Annotated in this window: 17 protein-coding genes; 10 read left to right on the forward strand and 7 right to left on the reverse strand. The window is 72.8% G+C overall.

What is annotated here, in order from left to right; all coding sequences use genetic code 11:
• Positions 1-113 precede the first annotated feature (113 nt).
• The gene (locus tag STRAU_RS02850; RefSeq protein ID WP_016638718.1) at positions 114-842 is read left to right on the forward strand and encodes a response regulator transcription factor; all 729 of its coding nucleotides are present in this window, start codon (positions 114-116) and stop codon (positions 840-842) included.
• Positions 842-2356 carry a sensor histidine kinase gene (locus STRAU_RS42200; RefSeq protein WP_052028925.1) on the forward strand — a complete coding sequence of 505 codons (1515 nt, stop codon included), beginning with the start codon at positions 842-844 and terminating at the stop codon, positions 2354-2356. Before STRAU_RS02850 ends, STRAU_RS42200 begins: the two co-directional genes overlap by 1 nt.
• Here STRAU_RS42200 and STRAU_RS02860 read toward each other — a convergent pair.
• Positions 2304-3101 (reverse strand): VTC domain-containing protein, encoded by a 798-nt coding sequence (locus STRAU_RS02860; protein ID WP_016638719.1) that lies wholly within the window; start codon positions 3099-3101, stop codon positions 2304-2306. The two genes, STRAU_RS42200 and STRAU_RS02860, sit on opposite strands and share 53 nt — an antisense overlap.
• Before the next feature lie 34 nt (positions 3102-3135).
• The gene (locus STRAU_RS02865; RefSeq protein WP_016638720.1) at positions 3136-3747 is read right to left on the reverse strand and encodes a DUF4956 domain-containing protein; all 612 of its coding nucleotides are present in this window, start codon (positions 3745-3747) and stop codon (positions 3136-3138) included.
• Between the two features lie 131 nt (positions 3748-3878).
• Between STRAU_RS02865 and STRAU_RS02870 the strand changes: the two genes are divergently transcribed.
• From STRAU_RS02870 to STRAU_RS02890, 5 genes are all read left to right on the forward strand, one after another.
• Positions 3879-4499: a type 1 glutamine amidotransferase family protein gene (locus tag STRAU_RS02870; protein ID WP_037657201.1), complete on the forward strand. Its 621-nt coding sequence runs from the start codon at positions 3879-3881 to the stop codon at positions 4497-4499.
• The gene (locus STRAU_RS02875; protein ID WP_016638722.1) at positions 4496-4954 is read left to right on the forward strand and encodes a MarR family winged helix-turn-helix transcriptional regulator; all 459 of its coding nucleotides are present in this window, start codon (positions 4496-4498) and stop codon (positions 4952-4954) included. Before STRAU_RS02870 ends, STRAU_RS02875 begins: the two co-directional genes overlap by 4 nt.
• 130 nt (positions 4955-5084) lie before the next feature.
• On the forward strand, positions 5085-6914 hold the full coding sequence (locus tag STRAU_RS02880) for a serine/threonine-protein kinase (RefSeq protein WP_037657230.1): 1830 nt from the start codon (positions 5085-5087) through the stop codon (positions 6912-6914).
• A 115-nt stretch (positions 6915-7029) separates the two neighbouring features.
• On the forward strand, positions 7030-8598 hold the full coding sequence (locus STRAU_RS02885) for a substrate-binding domain-containing protein (protein ID WP_016638725.1): 1569 nt from the start codon (positions 7030-7032) through the stop codon (positions 8596-8598).
• A gap of 81 nt (positions 8599-8679) precedes the next feature.
• Positions 8680-9240, forward strand: a complete 561-nt coding sequence (locus STRAU_RS02890) for a hypothetical protein (RefSeq protein WP_016638726.1) — start codon at positions 8680-8682, stop codon at positions 9238-9240.
• Positions 9241-9293: 53 nt separating this feature from the next.
• On the opposite strand, the gene STRAU_RS02895 is transcribed toward STRAU_RS02890, so the two are convergent.
• Positions 9294-10577, reverse strand: coding sequence for an adenylosuccinate synthase (locus STRAU_RS02895; RefSeq protein ID WP_016638727.1), 1284 nt, complete (start codon positions 10575-10577; stop codon positions 9294-9296).
• Positions 10578-10751: 174 nt separating this feature from the next.
• On the opposite strand from STRAU_RS02895, the gene STRAU_RS02900 reads away from it, so the two are divergent.
• Positions 10752-11585, forward strand: a complete 834-nt coding sequence (locus STRAU_RS02900; protein WP_037657203.1) for a hypothetical protein — start codon at positions 10752-10754, stop codon at positions 11583-11585.
• A gap of 27 nt (positions 11586-11612) precedes the next feature.
• Here the strand turns inward: STRAU_RS02900 and STRAU_RS02905 are convergent, their stop codons facing one another.
• The gene (locus STRAU_RS02905) at positions 11613-12119 is read right to left on the reverse strand and encodes a GbsR/MarR family transcriptional regulator (protein ID WP_016638729.1); all 507 of its coding nucleotides are present in this window, start codon (positions 12117-12119) and stop codon (positions 11613-11615) included.
• Between the two features lie 113 nt (positions 12120-12232).
• On the opposite strand from STRAU_RS02905, the gene STRAU_RS02910 reads away from it, so the two are divergent.
• Together STRAU_RS02910 and STRAU_RS02915 are read left to right on the forward strand one after the other, a co-directional pair.
• A complete protein-coding gene (locus STRAU_RS02910) occupies positions 12233-13120 on the forward strand; it encodes an ABC transporter ATP-binding protein (protein WP_016638730.1) in 888 nt (295 codons plus the stop codon).
• The gene (locus STRAU_RS02915; protein WP_016638731.1) at positions 13117-14679 is read left to right on the forward strand and encodes an ABC transporter permease; all 1563 of its coding nucleotides are present in this window, start codon (positions 13117-13119) and stop codon (positions 14677-14679) included. Before STRAU_RS02910 ends, STRAU_RS02915 begins: the two co-directional genes overlap by 4 nt.
• Positions 14680-14686: 7 nt before the next feature.
• On the opposite strand, the gene STRAU_RS02920 is transcribed toward STRAU_RS02915, so the two are convergent.
• Genes STRAU_RS02920 through STRAU_RS02930 form a run of 3 tightly spaced genes read right to left on the reverse strand, consistent with a single transcriptional unit; the run spans position 14687 to position 18011 of the window.
• Positions 14687-15913 carry a cytochrome P450 gene (locus STRAU_RS02920; protein ID WP_016638732.1) on the reverse strand — a complete coding sequence of 409 codons (1227 nt, stop codon included), beginning with the start codon at positions 15911-15913 and terminating at the stop codon, positions 14687-14689.
• A gap of 56 nt (positions 15914-15969) precedes the next feature.
• Complete coding sequence (locus tag STRAU_RS02925) at positions 15970-16650, reverse strand: response regulator (RefSeq protein ID WP_016638733.1); 681 nt, start codon at positions 16648-16650, stop codon at positions 15970-15972.
• Entirely contained in the window at positions 16647-18011 is a 1365-nt protein-coding gene (locus tag STRAU_RS02930) for a histidine kinase (protein ID WP_016638734.1), read from the reverse strand. The genes STRAU_RS02925 and STRAU_RS02930 overlap by 4 nt, the downstream gene beginning before the upstream one ends.
• Between the last annotated feature and the right edge of the window lie 149 nt (positions 18012-18160).

Here is an 18160-nt window from a genome sequence, read left to right on the forward strand (position 1 = left end):
CCCCCACGGTTCCCTAACGTCCGGTTAAGGACCCGGTTAAGGTCGGCCCCCGCCCCCCACTCCGGCGTGAACCCGCGGCGAATCCGGGGCCAACTCGTGGCTACCGTGGCCCCATGGCCCACCTGCTCGTCGTGGAGGACGACCCACAGCTGCGCGGCGCCCTCGTCCGCGCCCTGCGCGACAAGGGCCACGCCGTCGCGACGGCGCCCACCGGCATGACGGGGCTCGACGCGGCGGTGACGCACCGGCCCGACCTCGTCGTGCTCGACCTCGGGCTTCCCGACGTGGACGGGGCGCAGGTGCTGCGGATGCTGCGGGCCGTCAGCGACGTACCCGTCATCGTGGCGACCGCGCGCGACGAGGAGCCGGAGATGGTGGCGCTCCTCGGCGACGGGGCCGACGACTACATCGTGAAGCCGTTCGGAGCCGCGCAGTTGGACGCCCGGGTGAAGGCGGTGCTTCGGCGGCTCGGCGGGGGTGAGGGGGAGGCGCCGCTGCGGGTGGGCGGGCTGTGCGTCGACCCGGCCGCGCGTGAGGTCGCCCTCGACGGGGTGCCGGTCGAGCTCACGCCGCGCGAGTTCGACCTTCTCGCCCATCTCGCGCGGCGCGCGGGGCAGGTCGTCTCACGCCGCGAACTCCTCGCCGAGGTCTGGCACCAGCCGCTCGGCGGCGCCGACAAGACGGTCGACGTCCACCTGTCGTGGCTGCGCCGGAAACTGGGCGAGACGGCGCAGGCCCCGCGCTATCTGCACACCGTCCGCACGGTCGGCGTGAAACTCGCGGCGCCGGACGCGGCCTCGTCCCCGCGGCCCGAGGGCGACTTCCCCGACGGGCCCCTCTGATGCGTCGTCGGCTGCTGCTGCTCACCGCCGCCACCACCGCCCTCGTCCTCACCGCCCTGCTCGTCCCGCTCACCCTCCTCACCCGCAGCCACGCCGCCGACCGTGCCACCGCCGAGGCCACCGCCCGCGCGCAGTGGGTGGCGCATGCCATTGGGCCCGCGCTCGCCTCGGCCGCGGAGCGGCCCACCGCGGAGCAGACCGTCGCCGGGGTCAACGGGTCCGGGCTGCCCCGGACTTCGCTCGTCCTCGCCGACGGGACTGTCATCGGGCCCGGTGCCGGGTCCGACGCCGGTTCCGGTTCCGGTTCCGATGCCATTCGGCTCGCCCGTACCGGGCGTGCCTTCACCTATGAGCCCTCGACCGGCGGGCGGCAGGTCCTCGTCCCCGTGCACGGGGCCGCCGACGGGACCGCCGTCGTTCAAGTCGCCCTCACCGAGCGGCAGTTGTACGCGGGTACGCTCACCTCTTGGCTTGTGCTCGCCGGGATCGGCGTGGGCCTTGTGCTGCTCGGGCTGCTGCTCGCCGATCGGCTCGGGGCGCGGCTCGTGGGGGCGACGCGGGGGCTTGCCCGCACGGCGGACCGGCTCGCCGCGGGGGATCTCACGGCTCGGGCCGTGCCTGATGGGCCGCCCGAACTCCGGCTCGTCGCCGGGGAGTTGAACCGGCTTGCCGGGCGTATTGACGAGCTGCTCACCGCTGAGCGGGAGACTGCCCGTGAGAATGCCGCCGATCTCGCGCATCGGCTGCGTACGCCTGTTGCCGCGTTGCGGCTGGACGCGGAGTCGTTGCGGGACGCGGGGGAGGCTCGGCGGATCGCCGAGGATGTGTCCGCGCTGGAGCGCAGTGTGGACGACGTGATCCGTCGGGCTCGGTTGCCCCTGCGGGGCGCGCCGTGCGCCGACCTTGCCGATGTCGCCCGCGAGCGGGCTGCCTTCTGGCTTCCGTTGGCCGAGGACCAGGGCCGCTCGCTGACCGTTGACGCCGTCGGCCTTGGTCACCCCCCACATCAAACGCACCGTCGGCCTGGGCTGTGCCCACCCGTTCCGCCCTGCGGAACGACTGCCCACAGCAGGGGGCGGGAACAAGAGCCGGACCGGAAGCCCGGGTGGAGGCCGGATGCCCACAGCGGGGAGCAGCCCGACAGACCGCGGCACAGCGCGGAAGAGATACTCGTGCCCGTCCCCCCGGACGAGCTCTCCGCCGCGCTCGATGCGCTCATCGGGAACGTGCTCGATCACACCCCCCAAGGCACCGGATTCCGGATTGTCGTCGAGGAGGCGGGCGGGTGGGCCCGGCTCACCGTCGCCGATGACGGGCCGGGGTTCCCGGACGGACACGCGGCCGCCGCCCGCGGCGCCAGCGGCGGCGGGTCCACCGGGCTCGGGCTCGACATCGCGCGGCGGACCGCCGAGGACGCGGGCGGGACGTTCGCCGTCGCGGCCGGGCCGACCCGCGTCACGCTCACCTTCCCGCTCGCGGGAACACCGTCCGCACCGCCCGGGCCCACCGGTTGACGCCGAGGTCGGGCCGGACGGCCGCGAAACCGCCGCAGTACTTGGTGAATTCGGCGGCGCGCAGGCCATAGCGGTGCAGCACCCGGTCGGCCTCCGTGAGGCGGCCCCGCGTCTTCGTCTCGACGAGGACGAGCCCGCCGTCGGCCGCGGCCGTGCGGCCCGTCGCCACGTCCCGTACCACAAGGGCCGCGTCGCACGTCACCCGCTGCCCGTCGGCGACGAACGTGGCGCGGCGGTAGTCGGTGACGAGGGAGGGGGTCAGGCCGGCGGGGGCGTCGATGCCGTACGAGCCGCGCAGCACCCCGGCCAGGAACCCGCGCCGGGCGTCGTCCAGGGCGTGGTCGTCGCCCGACATCCGCTGCCGGTGCTTGACGGTCTCGCCGCGCCCGGTCTTCAGCTTGATCTCGAACTGCCGCTCCCCGCTGTCCTGGTAGACCCGCTCACGGACGCGGTAGCGGAGTCTTCGGCCTTGGCGGTGGTCGTGGTACGTGCCCAGGGCGGGGGTGTCGTAGTACGTCGAGTGGTACCCGAACGAGCGGCGGCCGCCGATGCTCAGCGCGTGGAACGCGCCGCAGGGCCGGCGCGGGTCGGTGAGCAGCGCCGCGAAGTCCTCGAAGATCTCCACGGGGACGAGGTAGCTGTTGTCGTAGCGGGCGAGCAGCTCCGCGCGGGCGTTGAGTTCGTCGAGGGAGACGGGGTGGGCGGCCAGCGCGGCGCGGCTCAGGGCGCGTTCGGCGGGTTTCACACGGCCTCCTTGGCGTACGGCGGGGACGGCGGGGTCACTCGTACGAACTCCCCATCGTGCGGCATAGGTTCCGGCTGACGGAAGCGGACTTCCAGCACCATGAGGTCCCGTACGTAGTCGACCTCCTGGACCGTCCAGCCGAGCGGCTCCCCCAGCCGCCGCCGAGCGGCTCGCCGAGCCGCCGGGCCAGTTCGGCGCGGAGCGCGTCCTCCTCGCGGTACACGGCGTCGAGGGTCACCAGGGCCCGCCGGTCGCGCCGGTAGAGACGGGGGTGGTCGCCGACGTACATCACGAGCAGCAGCACCGCCGCGAGGCCCGCGGCCATCGGCAGCGAGAGGCCCGGCAGCCCGCACAGGAGCCCCAGGACGAGGGTGATGAAGTAGTACGCCACTTCCTGGTGCCGCACCGCGTCGGAGCGCAGCCGGACGATCGACAGGACGCCGAAGAGCCCGAAGCCGAGCGCGAGCCCGCCGCCGCCCGACGCCTCCGAGAGGGCCGCGACGACCGCGAACAGGGCGACGTTCAGGGCGAGATACGCGGGGACCAGCTCACGCCTGCGGTGCCGTGGGCAGAAGACGCCGAAGGTCAGCAGCGAGACGGCCGCCAGATCGAGACCGAGATGGGCGGCGAGAGTCGTCAGATCCATGACCGGGACGCTAGGGAGGGGCGGGTTAACGCGGCCCCTGACCGAGGTTAAACAGCGCCATTGACAGCACACTGTCATAATGACAGCATACTTACATCAGACCCAGTGGCGGTCACCCAGTGGAGGTCACCATGAACAGCCAGGCCCCGCACAGCGCGCAGCGTCCCCGCACCGTTCACCTCGCCGTCTACGACACCCTCGCCGACTGGGAGACGGGCTACGCCACGGCGTATCTGGCCCGCGCCGGACACGAGCTGCGCACCGTCGCCCTCACCCGCGAGCCCGTCACCAGCGTCGGCGGCGTCCGCGTCCAGCCGGACCTGGCCCTCGACGAGCTGCGCCCCGAGGACAGCGAGCTGCTGATCCTGCCGGGCGCCGACCTGTGGGACACGGGCGACTCGCTCGCCCCCTTCGCCCGCGCGGCCCGCTCCTTCCTGGACGCGGGCGTGCCGGTCGCCGCGATCTGCGGCGCCACGGCCGGTCTTGCCCGCGAGGGCGTGCTCGACGACCGCGCGCACACCAGCGCCGTCTCGATGTACCTGGACGCGACGGGCTACAAGGGCGCCGAGCGGTACGTCGAGTCCGACGCCGTCACCGACGGCGACCTGATCACGGCGGGGCCGACCGAGCCCGTCGCCTTCGCCCGCGAAGTCCTCAAGCGCATGGGCGCGTTCGAGGGCGAGAAGCTGGACGCGTGGTACCGGCTGTTCCACGACTCGGACCCGACGGCGTACGAGGTCCTCGCATCGTGAGCGGGAACGCGCAGGACCTGCTCAGCAGCACCGCGCTGAGCGTCTTCCGGCTCAACGGCCAGTTCCTCTCCGTGTCGGAGGAGCTGGCCCGCCCGGCCGGGCTCACCGCCGCCTGGTGGCAGGTCCTCGGCGCGGTCCTGCGCGAGCCCCTGTCCGTCGCCGGGGTCGCCCGCGCCATGGGCATCACCCGGCAGAGCGTGCAGCGCGTGGCCGATCTGCTGGTACGCCGCGGGCTCGCCGAGTACGTGCCCAACCCGGCGCACCGCCGCGCCAAGCTCCTGCGGCCCACCGACGAGGGGCGGGCCGCCGTCGCGAAGATCGAGCCCGGGCACGCCGATCTCGCCGGGCGCCTCGAAGACGCCCTCGGAGCCGAACAATTCGCGCAAACCGCCCTGGCGTTGGAGCGGCTCTCCGAGGCCCTCGCGGGACTGGAGCCCGCCGTTACGGAACCGTAGAGGTAAGCCCGGGGCGCCCCTCCCACCACGGCACTATCCTCGGTCTGTTGCACAGCGGTGCACGGAGAGTCGCCACGCGAAGGTGGCTTGAAAACCGCAGGAACACAGGGGGAGGACGGCGCCGATGGCCATGGAGAAACTGGGGCCGGGGGATCCGCAGCGGATCGGTGCCTACCGTCTGCTCGCGCGGCTCGGCGCGGGCGGCATGGGGCAGGTGTATCTGGCGCGGTCCGACCGCGGCCGCACGGTCGCGGTCAAGTTGGTGCGCGAGGAGCTGGCCGCGCAGGAGGAGTTCCGGGGGCGCTTCCGGCAGGAGGTGGGGGCCGCGCGGCGGGTCGGCGGGGCGTGGACGGCGCCGGTGCTCGACGCCGACACGGAGGCGGCGATCCCCTGGGTCGCCACGGGGTACGTCGCCGGGCCCTCGCTCCAAGGGGTCGTCTCGCACGACCACGGGCCGCTGCCCGAGCGGTCCGTGAACATCCTCGCCGCCGGGCTCGCCAACGCCCTCAAGGACATCCACGCGGCCGGGCTCATCCACCGCGACCTGAAGCCGTCGAACGTCCTCGTCACCATCGACGGGCCGCGCGTCATCGACTTCGGCATCGCCCGCGCGCTCGAGACCGTCACGGACGGCGGGCTCACCCGGACCGGGGCGCTCGTCGGGTCGCCCGGCTTCATGGCGCCCGAGCAGGTGCGCGGGGACCGGGTCACGGAGGCGTGCGACGTCTTCTGTCTGGGGTCCGTGCTCGCGTACGCCGCGACGGGGGCGCTGCCGTTCGGGACCGCCAACAGCGGGGTGCACGCGCTGATGTTCCGCATCGCGCAGGAGGAGCCCGAGCTTTCGGCCCTGCCCGAGGAGTTGCGGGAGCTGGTTCAGTCCTGCCTCGCCAAGGCGCCCGGGGACCGGCCCTCGCTGGACGAGATACTTGCCCGGACCGGGGCGGAGGACACCCTCTCCGAGGGGAAGTCCTTGGAGCCTTGGCTCCCGGGGGCCCTGGTTGCCCAGCTTGGGCGGCACGCTGTGCAGTTGCTGGAGATCGAGGACCCGGAGGCAGCCGGGGCGGGGTCGGAGTCCGGTGACCCGGAAGTCCCGGAGCACACTCCCGACGTCCAGAGGGAACCCGAACCCTCCGCACCGGAGGGTTCCACCGATACCCCGCCCCCTCCCGGCACCCCCGGCCAGACCCCCGTCAATCACCTCCCCACCATGGTCAGCGGGATGCCGCCCGCGCCGACCCCCACGCCCGGTCACTCGCCCGCCTACGGGTATCCGCAGGCGCCGGGGTCCGCGTACGGGTATCCGCATCCGCAGCCCCCGTACGGTGCGACGCCTCCGTACGGGCCCACTCCCCCGTACGGACCGCCGCCCGTCGACCCGCCGCGGCGCGGCGGGCGCTCCACCGCGCTGCTCGTCGCGGTGGCGCTGGTCGTGGCCCTCGGGGCGGGCGGCACGGTGTACGCGGTGATGAAGGGCGACGACGGCGACCCGAAGGCGCGCGGCGGCGGCGACGGCAAGAACCGCGGGAGCAGCGCGCCGAAGACACCCGGCACCCCCTCGGAGTCCGACTCCGCGCCGACCCCCTCGCCGTCCACGTCGGTGGCCTCGAACAAGACGGTGCCGGACAAGTTCCTCGGCACCTGGAACGGCACGGTCAGCGGTGACGCCGGGACCAGCACGCGGGTGCTGACCATTCAGCAGGGCGAGGAAGGGGACACCGTCCTCTCCATGACGGCCGACGGGCCGCTGGCGGGCGGCGGCACCTACCACTGCGTGTTCCAGGGCAGCTTGGTGTCCGCGAGCGACGACCGGCTGCACATCGGCCCGACGACGGTCACCGTGGGCGGGCCCCCGGCGTGCGACCCCGGCAAGCCGACCGTGGTCACGATCCTGCCGAGCGGCGAACTGCACCGCGTCAACACCGACGGCACCCGCGCGCTGACGTACACCAAGGGCGGCTGAGCAACTGACCGCTTCCGTAAGGAAGTTGAACCGCTCACGAACGTCCGGCGACGGAACGGCGAAGTCCCCCGCCGGGGCGTTCCCCGCTCCGGGGGCGCCTCCGTAGCGTGCGCCCGTGGACTGGTTGAGCCCCGAGAACGTCGTCGCTGTCCTGACCGCCGCGCTCGGGCTGCTCGCCACCCTCGGGGCGATCTGGTACGAGCGCCGCGTGCCGCGCCGCAAACGCGTCGGCTACCGCGTGCAGATGGACACCGCGATCGGTGACAACGTGCGCACCGGCGGCGCGAACGCGCGGCTCGGGCTCTTCGACGAGACGCCGGAGATGTCGGACGCGACGCTCGTGCTGCTGAGGGTGGAGAACGACGGATCCCAGTCGATCTCCGACGCCGACTACACCGGGCGCGCGCTGCACGGGCTCACGGCCGTGTTCACCGGCCGCACCGTGCGCGGCCTCGCCGTGACCGCGCAGGTCGGCGCCGACCACCTGATGGAGCACTTCACGCCGTCGGCGGGACTGCGGTACGAGGGCTCGACGCTGCACATACCGCGCGTACCGCTGAACCGGGGCCAGCACTACAAGCTGCTGGTGCTGCTCACCGGCGGCGCCGTCGGCAGCGAGGTCATCGTCTCCGGGGGCATCCAGGCGGGCGCCGTGCAGCCGAACCGGTCCACGACACCCGACGACAAGCCGCCGCTGTTCAGCGGGCCCGCGAAGGTCCTGACGGCGCTGCTCACCGCGTCCGTCGTCACGCTCGCCGCCATGATCCTGCTGACCGAAGAGGACCGGGCCCCGATCGAGTGCGCGAAGGGCGAGCTGACGCTCACCGGTTCCACGGCCCTCAAGCCCGTCGCCGAGGAGCTGAAGGCGAAGTACGAGGACGACTGCCCCGGCGCGCGCATCACCGTGAGCAGCCACGGCAGCCGCGACGGTGTGACCGAGCTGATCGCGGCCGGGGAGCGCGCCGAGGGATCGCCGCCGATCGTGGCCCTCTCCGACGGCCCGGCGACCGACGACCCCGCGACCGACGAGTCAGCGACCGACGACCCCGCGCCCGACCGCCCGCCCTTGAGCGAAACCCGCGTGGCGCTCTCGGTGTTCACCCTGGCCGTCAACGACAAGGTCACCCTGAGGAACCTCTCCACCGCCGCCGTACGGCGCCTCTACCGCGGCGAGATCCGCAACTGGAAACAGCTCGGCGGCCCCGACCTGCCCGTCGTCCTGGTCAGCCGCACGTTCAGCTCGGGCACCCGCCAGACCCTCCAACGCCGGGTCCTGGACGGCGCGTTCGAGGTCCGCGAGTCGTCCGACGACTGCACCCGCAAGGACGACCCCGAGGCACCCGTCATCCGCTGCGAACTCAACTCCACCCAACAGGTCCTGGACGCGGTGGAACGCCTGCCGGGCGCGGTCGGCTACAGCGAGCTGCGCGCCGCGTCCGGCCGCGAGGGCCTGCACCGCCTCAGCCTGGACGGCCGCGCGGCGGCCCTCGACGGCATCGCGGTCAGCGGCTACGCCTACCGCGAGATCGAGTACGCGTACACCTACGGGGAGCCGCCCGCCGACTCCCTCGCCTCCAAGTTCCTCGCGTACGCGACCCGTGGCAGCGGCCAGGACGTCATCCGCACCCACGGCCAGCTGCCGTGCGCGACACCGGAGGGCCTGCGGATCTGCGGCGAGGAGTAGGAGCCCGCCTCATCCGCGCGGCGGAGCATGATCCGCCGCGGCGCCGATTCCCGTCAGCGGCGGGCCGGACAGGCTGGACGCATGACCACAACGCACCCGCAGACGCAGGCGAAGACCCGCCCGTCGACGCACCCGACGCACCCGACGCGCACCGAACGCCCCGTCCCGGCCTGGGCCGTTCGCGTCGCCCACGCCATTCCCCTGGTCGTCCTGCCCGTCTGCGTCTGGCGGCTGCCCATCCCCTTCGGTTTCCCCATGGGCGGGGAGCGGCTGCCCGAGTCCGTGTGGAACATCCCGTACGTGCTGACGCTCAGCATCCTCTCGGAGCTGCTCGCGCACCTCTGCTTCGGCCTCGTCCGCGGCTGGGGCGAGGTCGTGCCGCACTGGGTGCCCCGCCTTCGCGGCCGCCGCATCCCGCCCGCCGCGGTGATCGTCCCCGCGACCGCCGGCGGCCTCGCCCTCAGCGCGCTCACCGTGCACTGGCTGGTCGGCGCCGTCACCGAGGGACCCGCCGGCTGGCCCTACGCCGAGGGCTGGAACGTCCTGGCGATGACGGTCAGCGGCCTGCTGACCCTGTGGGGACCGCTGCTGCTGATCCTCACGTACGCGTACTACCGCCGCCGGTGCGCGGGCAGGGCCTGAGAGCCTGTCTTCGAACCGGAACCCGGGACCGGCGGCGGTGGTACGCGGCCGCGCTAGACGAACGAGTTGATCTCGATCGTCTCGTCGCGGCCGGGGCCCACGCCGATCGCGGAGATCGGGGCGCCGGACATCTCCTCCAGGGCCTTCACATAGCCCTGCGCGTTCTTCGGCAGGTCCGCGAAGGTCTTGGCCTTGGTGATGTCCTCGGACCAGCCCGGCAGCATCTCGTAGACGGGCTTCGCGTGGTGGAAGTCCGTCTGGCTGTACGGGAGTTCCTCGACGCGCTTGCCGTCGATCTCGTACGCGACACAGACCGGGATCTGCTCCCAGCCGGTGAGCACGTCGAGCTTGGTGAGGAAGAAGTCCGTCAGGCCGTTCACGCGGGTCGCGTAGCGGGCGATCGGGGCGTCGAACCAGCCGCAGCGGCGGTCGCGGCCGGTGGTGACACCGCGCTCGCCGCCGATGGTGCGCAGCGCCTCGCCGTCGGCGTCGAACAGCTCCGTCGGGAACGGGCCCGCGCCGACGCGGGTCGTGTACGCCTTCAGGATGCCGATGACGCGGCTGATCTTCGTCGGGCCGACGCCGGTACCCGTGCAGGCGCCGCCCGCGGTCGGGTTCGACGAGGTGACGAAGGGGTACGTGCCGTGGTCCACGTCCAGGAGCGTGCCCTGGCCGCCCTCGAACAGGACGACCTTGTCCTGGTCGAGCGCGTCGTTGAGGATCAGCGTGGTGTCGGCGACGTACTGCTTGATGTTCTCGCCGTGCTCCAGGAGCGTCTCGACGATCTGCTCCGCCTCGATGGCGCGGCGGTTGAACACCTTCGTCAGGAGCTGGTTCTTCTGCTCCAGGGCCGCTTCGACCTTCTGCTTCAGGATCGACTCGTCGTAGAGGTCCTGGACGCGGATGCCGGTGCGGTTGATCTTGTCGGCGTAGGTCGGGCCGATGCCGCGGCCGGTCGTGCCGATCTTCCGCTTGCCGAGGAAGCGCTCGCCCACCTTGTCGACCGTCACGTTGTACGGCGTGATGATGTGCGCGTTTCCGCTGATCAGAAGCTTCGACGTGTCGACGCCGCGCTCGTTGAGCCCGCTCAGCTCGGAGAGCAGGACCGACGGGTCGACGACGACGCCGTTGCCGATGACCGGGACACAGTCCGGCGAGAGGATCCCGGAAGGGAGGAGATGCAGCGCGTACTTCTGGTCGCCTACGACAACCGTGTGGCCGGCGTTGTTGCCGCCCTGATAGCGCACTACATAATCCACGGAGCCACCGAGCAGGTCGGTGGCCTTTCCCTTGCCTTCGTCACCCCACTGAGCACCGAGCAGCACGAGTGCGGGCACAGGCGTACACCCCTTCCGGGCGGGGCATGTCCAAGGTCAGGGGCCGCAGCCGGAGGCATTGTGCCGCCGGTGTGGGTGTGCCTTGGTTGCCCCGGAATAGACGAAGCCCCTGGCGCAATAGCGCAAGGGGCTCTTGCACAAAGATGCTACCCGAGGACTAAAGAAAGGGCGCACGTGTCGGCTCGCGACCAGCTTCTGGTGGTCATCGACCCGGTCGCCCGGCGCACGGACGGGGAGTCCGTACGCATCGCCAAGGACGTGCTTGGCGCGGGCGCGGGCGTCAAGCTGTGCCTGCCCGAAGGGCCCGAGGAATTCGCGAAAGCGCTGGTCAAACGCGGTTCTCGGCGGCCGGTGGTAGTCGGTGACGACCGGGCGCTGCTGCGGGCGGTGGCCGTGCTGCACCGGGAGCGGGCGCTGGCGTCCGCCGTCCTGTCCGTCGTCCCCGTCGGCGCGGCCGCGTCCGCCGTCCGGCTCGCGCGGGGGCTCGGCGTGCCCGCCGGGGCGGTCGCCGCGGCGCGGGCCGTCCTGGAGGGGACCCCACGGCGGCTCGATCTGCTCGTGGACGACCGGGACGGGGTGGTGCTCGGGGATGTGCGGATCCCGCCGGTGGGGCCGCAGGACGCCTCGGCCGGCGGGGCGGGCGGGGAGCGGCACGCCTGGCTGCGGACGTGTCAGTCGCTGGTGCGGACGCTGGGCGCGCGGCCCTCGCGGGTGGTGCCGGGTGGGCCCTCGCGGCTGCGGGTCGAGGCCGACGGGGTGACCCTCGTCGATCTCGACCAGCCGGTCGAGGGGGTGTCCGTGGTGCCCGGGGGCGGGGGGTTCGCCCGGGTCGAGGTGCATCCGGCTTCCGTCGGGGCGGAGATCGCGCCCGTGCGGGCGCGGGCCCGCTTGGTGACTGTGTCCGGGCCGGACTTCCGGTACCGCGCCGACGCGGTGGTCACGGGCCCAGTCCGGACCCGGACGTGGCAGGTTCGGCCGCAGGCTTGGGGGCTTACGTTGCCCGGCTGAGCGCAGACGTCACGGGCACCGTCGGCGTCAGTTCTGGGGGCCGAAGAGGGACTCTCTGTGGGTGCGCCAGCGGGTCATCATGCCTGGGAGTTCCTTCTGGACGAACTCGAAGAACGCGAGGGTCTCCTGGAGGCGGTGGCCCGCCGGGGAGTCGGGGCCGAGGGCGGCGATGCCGTCCCGCAGGGCCGCCTCCCAGCGCTGGAGCACGGCGTCCCGGTTCGTCACCGCCTCGTACCACTGGTTGCTGTGCACCCGGAAGATGTCCCGCCGGGACCCGGGCGCCCGCTCCCGCGTGACCATGTACTGCTGGGTCAGATAGCGCACCGCCCCGGACACCGCAGCCGGGCTGACCTGCAGCCGCTCCCCCAGCTCGGCCGAGGTCAGCGCCCCGGACTCGGAGGCGAGCAGCGCGGCGAACACCCGCGCGGGCATCCGCGGCATCCCGGCCCACACGAGCTGCGCGGCGAACTGCTCGGTGAAGCGGGAGGCGGCCGCCAGATCCTCCTCGCGCCCCTCGTTCCGTTCCGTGCTCATCCGTAGATCATCTCCCCGGCTCTCCCCGCTCGTCCTGCTCGTCCCGGCACACACCCGAGTTTATGCGATTCCTTAACTTCACAAATTTGTGAAACCAGCGTACGTTCAAAAACATGACGAAGGCACTCACCGTCTCCGGGCTGCACAAGTCGTTCGGCCGGACGCACGCGCTCGACGGCCTCGATCTCGACGTCGAGCGCGGCGAGGTCCACGGATTCCTCGGGCCCAACGGTTCGGGCAAGTCCACAACCATCCGCGTCCTGCTCGGCCTGCTGCGCGCCGACTCCGGCGCCGCCCAGCTCCTCGGCAGGGACCCGTGGCACGACGCGGTCGAACTGCACCGGCACCTCGCGTACGTACCGGGCGACGTCACCCTGTGGCGCAACCTGTCCGGCGGCGAAGTCATCGACCTCTACGGCAAGTTGAGAGGCGGCCTCGACAAGCGGCGGCGCGCCGACCTCATCGGGCGGTTCGAGCTTGACCCGACCAAGAAGGGCCGCGCCTACTCCAAGGGCAACCGCCAGAAGGTCGCCCTGGTCGCCGCGTTCGCCTCCGACGTCGAGCTGCTGATCCTGGACGAGCCGACGTCCGGCCTGGACCCGCTGATGGAGGAGGTCTTCCAGGGCTGCGTCGAGGACGCGCGCCGCGCGGGCCGCACCATCCTGCTGTCCTCGCACATCCTCAGCGAGGTGGAGAGCCTCTGCGACCGCGTCAGCATCATCCGCAAGGGCCGCACCGTCGAGTCCGGCTCACTGGCCGACCTGCGCCACCTCACCCGCACCAGCGTCCGCGCCGAACTCGCGGGCGCGCCCAACGGCCTCTCCCGCCTGTCCGGCGTGCACGACCTGGAGATCGACGGCCGCCGCGTGGCGCTCCAGGTCGACACCGACAAGCTGGACGCCGTCCTGCGCGCGCTCACCGAGTCCGGCGTACGCACCCTCAACAGCACCCCGCCCACCCTGGAGGAACTGTTCCTGCGGCACTACCAGGAGGAGGCATGACCGGCACCCGGCCCCTGCTGGGCCTGGCCCTGCGCCGGGACCGCGTCATCATCCCGGTGTGGCTCGCCGTCATCGCGCTGATGGTCCTGAGCATGCCGAACACCCTGAAGGAGGTGTACGGCACCGCGGCCCAGCGCGCCGACCTGATGGACTCGCTGGCCACCAACGCCTCCCTGCGCGCCCTCTACGGCCCGCTGTTCGACCAGTCCGTCGGCGGCCTCACCGCCTGGCGCGCCGGCACCTTCGCCGGGGTGCTCGCGGCCGTGATGAGCCTCGTGATCGTCGTACGGCACACGCGCGAGGAGGAGGAGTCGGGCCGCCAGGAGATGATCTCCTCCGCCATGGTCGGCCGCCGCGCGCCGCTGACCTCCGCGCTGCTCACCGCGCTCGCCGCGAACGCGCTCCTCGGCCTGCTCGTGGCCGCCGGACTCGCGGGCCAGGGCGCCGCGGGCGCGCTGGCGCTCGGCGCCGGCATCGCCTGCGTGGGCATGGTGTTCGCCACGATGGCGGCGATCGTCGCCCAGTTCACGGAGAGCGCCCGGCTCGCCAAGGGCCTCACCTCGGCGCTGCTCGGCGCCGCGTTCGTGCTGCGCGCGGCCGGCGACTCGGCGACGGCCGACGGCTCCTCGCCGCTCACGTGGCTTTCGCCGGTGGGCTGGCTGGAGAACCTGCGGTCGTTCGGCGACGAGCGGTGGTGGGTGCTGCTGCTGTTCGCGGGCGCCGTCGGCGTCCAGAGCGTGGCCGCGTACGAACTCGCCGGACAGCGCGACGTCGGCATGGGCTTCCTGCCGTCCCGGCCGGGCCCCGCGCGCGGCGGGCTCGGCACGGCGGGCGCGCTGGCCTGGCGGCTGCAGCGCGGTGCCGTCGTCGGCTGGAGCCTCGGCTTCCTGGCCGCGGGCGTCGTCTTCGGCGGCATGACGGAGGGCGCCACCGACCTGGTCGGCGACAACGACAACACGCGCCAGATCTTCGAGCGCATGGGCGGCCAGACCGGGCTCACCGACGCCTTCCTCGCCGCGATCGTCGGCCTCATCGGCATGGTCGGCGCGCTCTACATCGTCGCCTCGGTGCTTCGGCTGCACGGGGAGGAGACCTCGGGGCGCGCCGAGCCGGTCCTCGCGAACGCGGTCGGCAGGCTCCGCTGGGCGGCGGGCCACCTCGTCGTCGCCTTCGCGGGCGCCGCGCTGATCATGCTGCTCGCGGCCTGCGGTCTCGCCCTCGGGTACGGGAAGGACGTCGGCCCCGTCGTCGGTGCCTGCCTGGTCCAGCTCCCCGCGATCTGGCTGATCGGCTCGCTGGCCGTGCTGCTCCACGGCGTCTCGCCCCAACTGGCCGTATCCGCCTGGGGAGCCGCGGGCCTGGCCCTGCTCATCGGCTGGATCGGCCCCGCCCTGGACGTACCGCAGCCCGTGCTGAACCTGTCGCCGTTCTCCCACCTGCCGAAGCTGCCGGGATCGGACATGACGTGGAGCCCGGTGCTGCTGCTCACGGGGCTCGCGGTGGTGTTCACGGCGACCGGCCTCGCGGGGCTGCGCAGGCGGGACATGGCGGCGGGCTGAGAGCCTGTCAGCACTCGACGAGCAGCTCCCCCAGGCCCCGGATCACGAAGTTCGGCTTGCGCGTCGGCTTCGCCGCGAGCCGCAGGTCCGGGGCCCGGCGCAGCAACGCCCCGAGCGAGGCGGCGAGTTCGATCCGGGCGAGCGGCGCGCCGACGCAGTAGTGGATGCCCGCGCTGAAGGAGATGTGCGGGTTGTCGGCGCGGGCCAGGTCCAGGGTGTCGGGGGCGGCGAACACGGCCGGGTCCCGGTTGGCGGAGCCGAAGAGCAGCGCGACCTCGCTGCCGCGCGGGATCCGGGTGCCGCCGACCTCGATGTCGTCGAGCACCCACCGCTCGAAGAGCTGGAGCGGCGTGTCGAAGCGCAGCAACTCCTCCACGGCGGTGGGCAGCAGCTTCTCGGGGTCCGCGCGCAGGGCGGCGAGCTGTTCGGGATGGCTGAAGAGAGCGTTCCACCCATTGGCGGTGGAGTTGACGGTGGCCTCGTGGCCCGCGTTCAGGAGCAGCACGCAGGTCGAGATCATCTCCTGCTCGCTGAGCCGGTCGCCCTCGTCGTGGCCGGTGCCCTCGTCGTGGGCGGCGATGAGGGCGCTGATCAGGTCGTCGCCGGGCTCCCTGCGCCGAGCGGCGATCAACTCCCTTAGGTACGAGGAGAATTCGACCGACGCGTGCACGGCCCGGGCCGCCGTCTCCTCCCCCGGGTTCAGCTCGTACATCCCGCAGATGTCCGCCGACCAGGGCCGCAGCGGCCCCCGGTCCGCCTCCGGGATGCCCAGCATCTCGGCGATCACCGCGACGGGCAGCGGCTCGGCCACCCGCGCCACCAGGTCCCCGCCCCCGTCGGCCACGAGCCCCCGCACCAGCTCGTCCGCGAGGCCCTCGACGTACGGGCGAAGCCGCTCGACCGTGCGGGGCGTGAACGCCTTCGCCACCAGGCGCCGGACGCGGGTGTGCGCCGGTGCCTCCAGGTCGAGCATGCCGTGGTCGTTCAGGACGTGGAACGGCTCGTGCTCGGGCGGCGGGGCCTGGCGGCCGAACTCCTCGTGGCTGTACCGGTGCAGATAGGTGCGGCCGAGCCGCCGGTCCCGCAGCAGCGCCGCGACGTCCGCGTGGTGCGGGATCAGGTACTGGTCGCTCGGCGCGTAGTGGTGCACGCGGCCGGCGGCGCGCAGCGCGGCGTACGCGGGATAGGGGTCCGCCACGAACGCGGGCGACCAGGGGTCGAAGGGGGCGTCCATGAAGGGACGTTAGCCCCGCCCGCCCGGCCTGACCAGCCCCGCCCGCCCAGCCCCGCTCAGCCCGGCGTGACCAGCCGTGCCTCGTACGCGAACACGGCGGCCTGGGTGCGGTCGCGCAGGCCGAGCTTCACCAGGACCCGGCTGACGTGCGTCTTGATCGTGGACTCGGCGACGACGAGCCGCGCGGCGATCTCGGCGTTCGAAAGACCCTGCGCGATGAGCACCAGGACCTCCGTCTCGCGCTCGGTCAGCTCCCCGTACTGGGCCCGCGCCTGCGCGGACGCCATGAGCCGCGGGTTGTCCGACAGCTTCGAGAACTCCGTGATCAGGCGGCGCGTCACGCTCGGCGCGAGCAGGGCCTCACCGGCGGCCACCACGCGTACGCCGTCGGCGAGCTGCCGGGCCGAGGCGTCCTTGAGCAGGAAGCCGGACGCGCCCGCGCGCAGCGCCTGGTACACGTACTCGTCCAGGTCGAACGTCGTCAGGACAAGCACCTTCGTCTCGACCAACGCGTCCGCGACGATCTCGCGGGTCGCTTCGATGCCGTTCATCTCGGGCATGCGGATGTCCATCAGGACGACGTCCGGGGCGAGTTCGCGCACCCGCCGGACGGCTTCGAGGCCGTTCACCGCCTCGCCGACGACCTCGATCTCCGGCATGGCGTTCAGCAGGACGGAGAAGCCCTCGCGGACCATCATCTGGTCGTCGGCGATCAGGACACGGATGGTGCGGGTCATGCGGTGTCGCCTCCGGCGGGCTTGTCGTGCTTGGCCAGGGAGAGGGTCTTCGTGGCGTCCGCCGCCGCGGGAGGCTCCACCGGCACCGGCAGGAACACCGTCACCTCGTACCCGCCGTCGGCGGTCGGCTCCGCCGTCATCTCGCCGTCCAGCATCGTCACACGTTCCCGCATGCCGGTGATGCCGTGCCCGGCCCCCGGCGACGGCTTCGCCAACCCGGTCGCGGGACCGTTCACGATACGCAGCCCGAGGCCGCCGAGCACATAGCCGATCTCCACCCGTGCCGTCGCGCCCGGCGCGTGCCGCAGGCTGTTGCTGAGGGCCTCCTGCACGATGCGGTACGCCGACAGCTCCACGCCCTGCGGCAGCTCCCGCACCGCGCCGGTGACGACCTTCTCCACGTCCAGGCCGGTGTCGCGCACGTTGTCGAGCAGCCGGCCGATGTCGGCGAGGGTCGGCTGCGGGGCGTCGGGGGCCTCGTAGTCCTCCGCGCGTACGACACCGAGGACGCGGCGCAGCTCGGTCAGGGCGATCACGGCGTTCTCCCGGATCGTCGCGAACGCCTGCTCCAGCTCGGGCGGCGGGTTCTCGACACGGTACGGAGCGGCCTCCGCCTGGATGGCGACCACCGACATGTGGTGCGCCACGACGTCGTGCAGCTCACGGGCGATGTTGGTGCGCTCCTCGAGCAGCGTGCGCTTGTCCCGCTCGACGGCGGTGACCGTGCGTTCGGCGGCGACCTCGCGGCGGGTGTTGCGGTTGACGGTGACCAGGGTGACCAGGGCGACGCAGATGCCGCTGAACACCAGCATGGGCCCGGTGTTGGTGGCGTAGCGCGAGCCCGCCCCCTCCGCGACGACCGAGAACACGGCCGTGAGCACCCACAGCCAGGCCGCCGTGCGCGGCCGGGTGCGCGCCGCCACCACCACCATGACCGCGGTGTGGCCCGTGAGGGAGCCCGACGTCCACGGATAGTCGGTGCCGTCGCCCGCGGCCGCCGTGACGAGGGCGAGGCCCAGGGACAGCCACCAGGCGAGCACCGGGCGCACCAGCGTCACCGCCACCGCGGCCGCCGGACCGAGCCCCAGAATGATCTTTGTGAGGTCGCTGGTGCCGGTTCCGAGGGGGGTCTCCGTGTACGCGACGGCGAAGGTGAGCAGGGCCATCGCGAGCACCACGGCGTGCGGGAACCAGATCGCGTACCTGCGCAGCCGCTTCGGCACCCACTGCAGTGGCGCGGCGTCCGCGCTCAGCGGGGGCAGGGGGCGGTAGGCGAAGGCGTCGTGGAAGAGGTCCGTGCGCAGGCCCTGGAGGGCGTTCTGCGCGAGGTGGAACTCCGGGCTGCGCGGTTTCTCGGTCACGCGGTAGACGGTACGGGCCGGGGGCCGCGGGTCGCGTCCCCTCCGGGACGGGTTGTGCGGGGTCCGTCGCAGGTACTACGCGGGGCCCTGCCGGGGGGCTCCCCAACCCCGCCCCTTCCCGAACTGGGGCTCCGCCCCACAGGGGGCGG

This window comes from Streptomyces aurantiacus JA 4570 (assembly GCF_000414115.1).
GTDB lineage: Bacteria > Actinomycetota > Actinomycetes > Streptomycetales > Streptomycetaceae > Streptomyces > Streptomyces aurantiacus_A.

Bases quoted from the DNA above. Each gene is read 5' to 3' on its own strand.
- STRAU_RS02915 (WP_016638731.1), top strand. From the start codon at position 13,117: ATGACCGGCACCCGGCCCCTGCTGGGCCTGGCCCTGCGCCGGGACCGC.
- STRAU_RS02920 (WP_016638732.1), bottom strand. From the start codon at position 15,913: ATGGACGCCCCCTTCGACCCCTGGTCGCCCGCGTTCGTGGCGGACCCC.
- STRAU_RS02880 (WP_037657230.1), top strand. From the start codon at position 5,085: ATGGAGAAACTGGGGCCGGGGGATCCGCAGCGGATCGGTGCCTACCGT.
- STRAU_RS42200 (WP_052028925.1), top strand. From the start codon at position 842: ATGCGTCGTCGGCTGCTGCTGCTCACCGCCGCCACCACCGCCCTCGTC.
- STRAU_RS02905 (WP_016638729.1), bottom strand. From the start codon at position 12,119: ATGAGCACGGAACGGAACGAGGGGCGCGAGGAGGATCTGGCGGCCGCC.
- STRAU_RS02870 (WP_037657201.1), top strand. From the start codon at position 3,879: ATGAACAGCCAGGCCCCGCACAGCGCGCAGCGTCCCCGCACCGTTCAC.
- STRAU_RS02890 (WP_016638726.1), top strand. From the start codon at position 8,680: ATGACCACAACGCACCCGCAGACGCAGGCGAAGACCCGCCCGTCGACG.
- STRAU_RS02850 (WP_016638718.1), top strand. From the start codon at position 114: ATGGCCCACCTGCTCGTCGTGGAGGACGACCCACAGCTGCGCGGCGCC.
- STRAU_RS02925 (WP_016638733.1), bottom strand. From the start codon at position 16,650: ATGACCCGCACCATCCGTGTCCTGATCGCCGACGACCAGATGATGGTC.
- STRAU_RS02910 (WP_016638730.1), top strand. From the start codon at position 12,233: ATGACGAAGGCACTCACCGTCTCCGGGCTGCACAAGTCGTTCGGCCGG.
- STRAU_RS02865 (WP_016638720.1), bottom strand. From the start codon at position 3,747: ATGGATCTGACGACTCTCGCCGCCCATCTCGGTCTCGATCTGGCGGCC.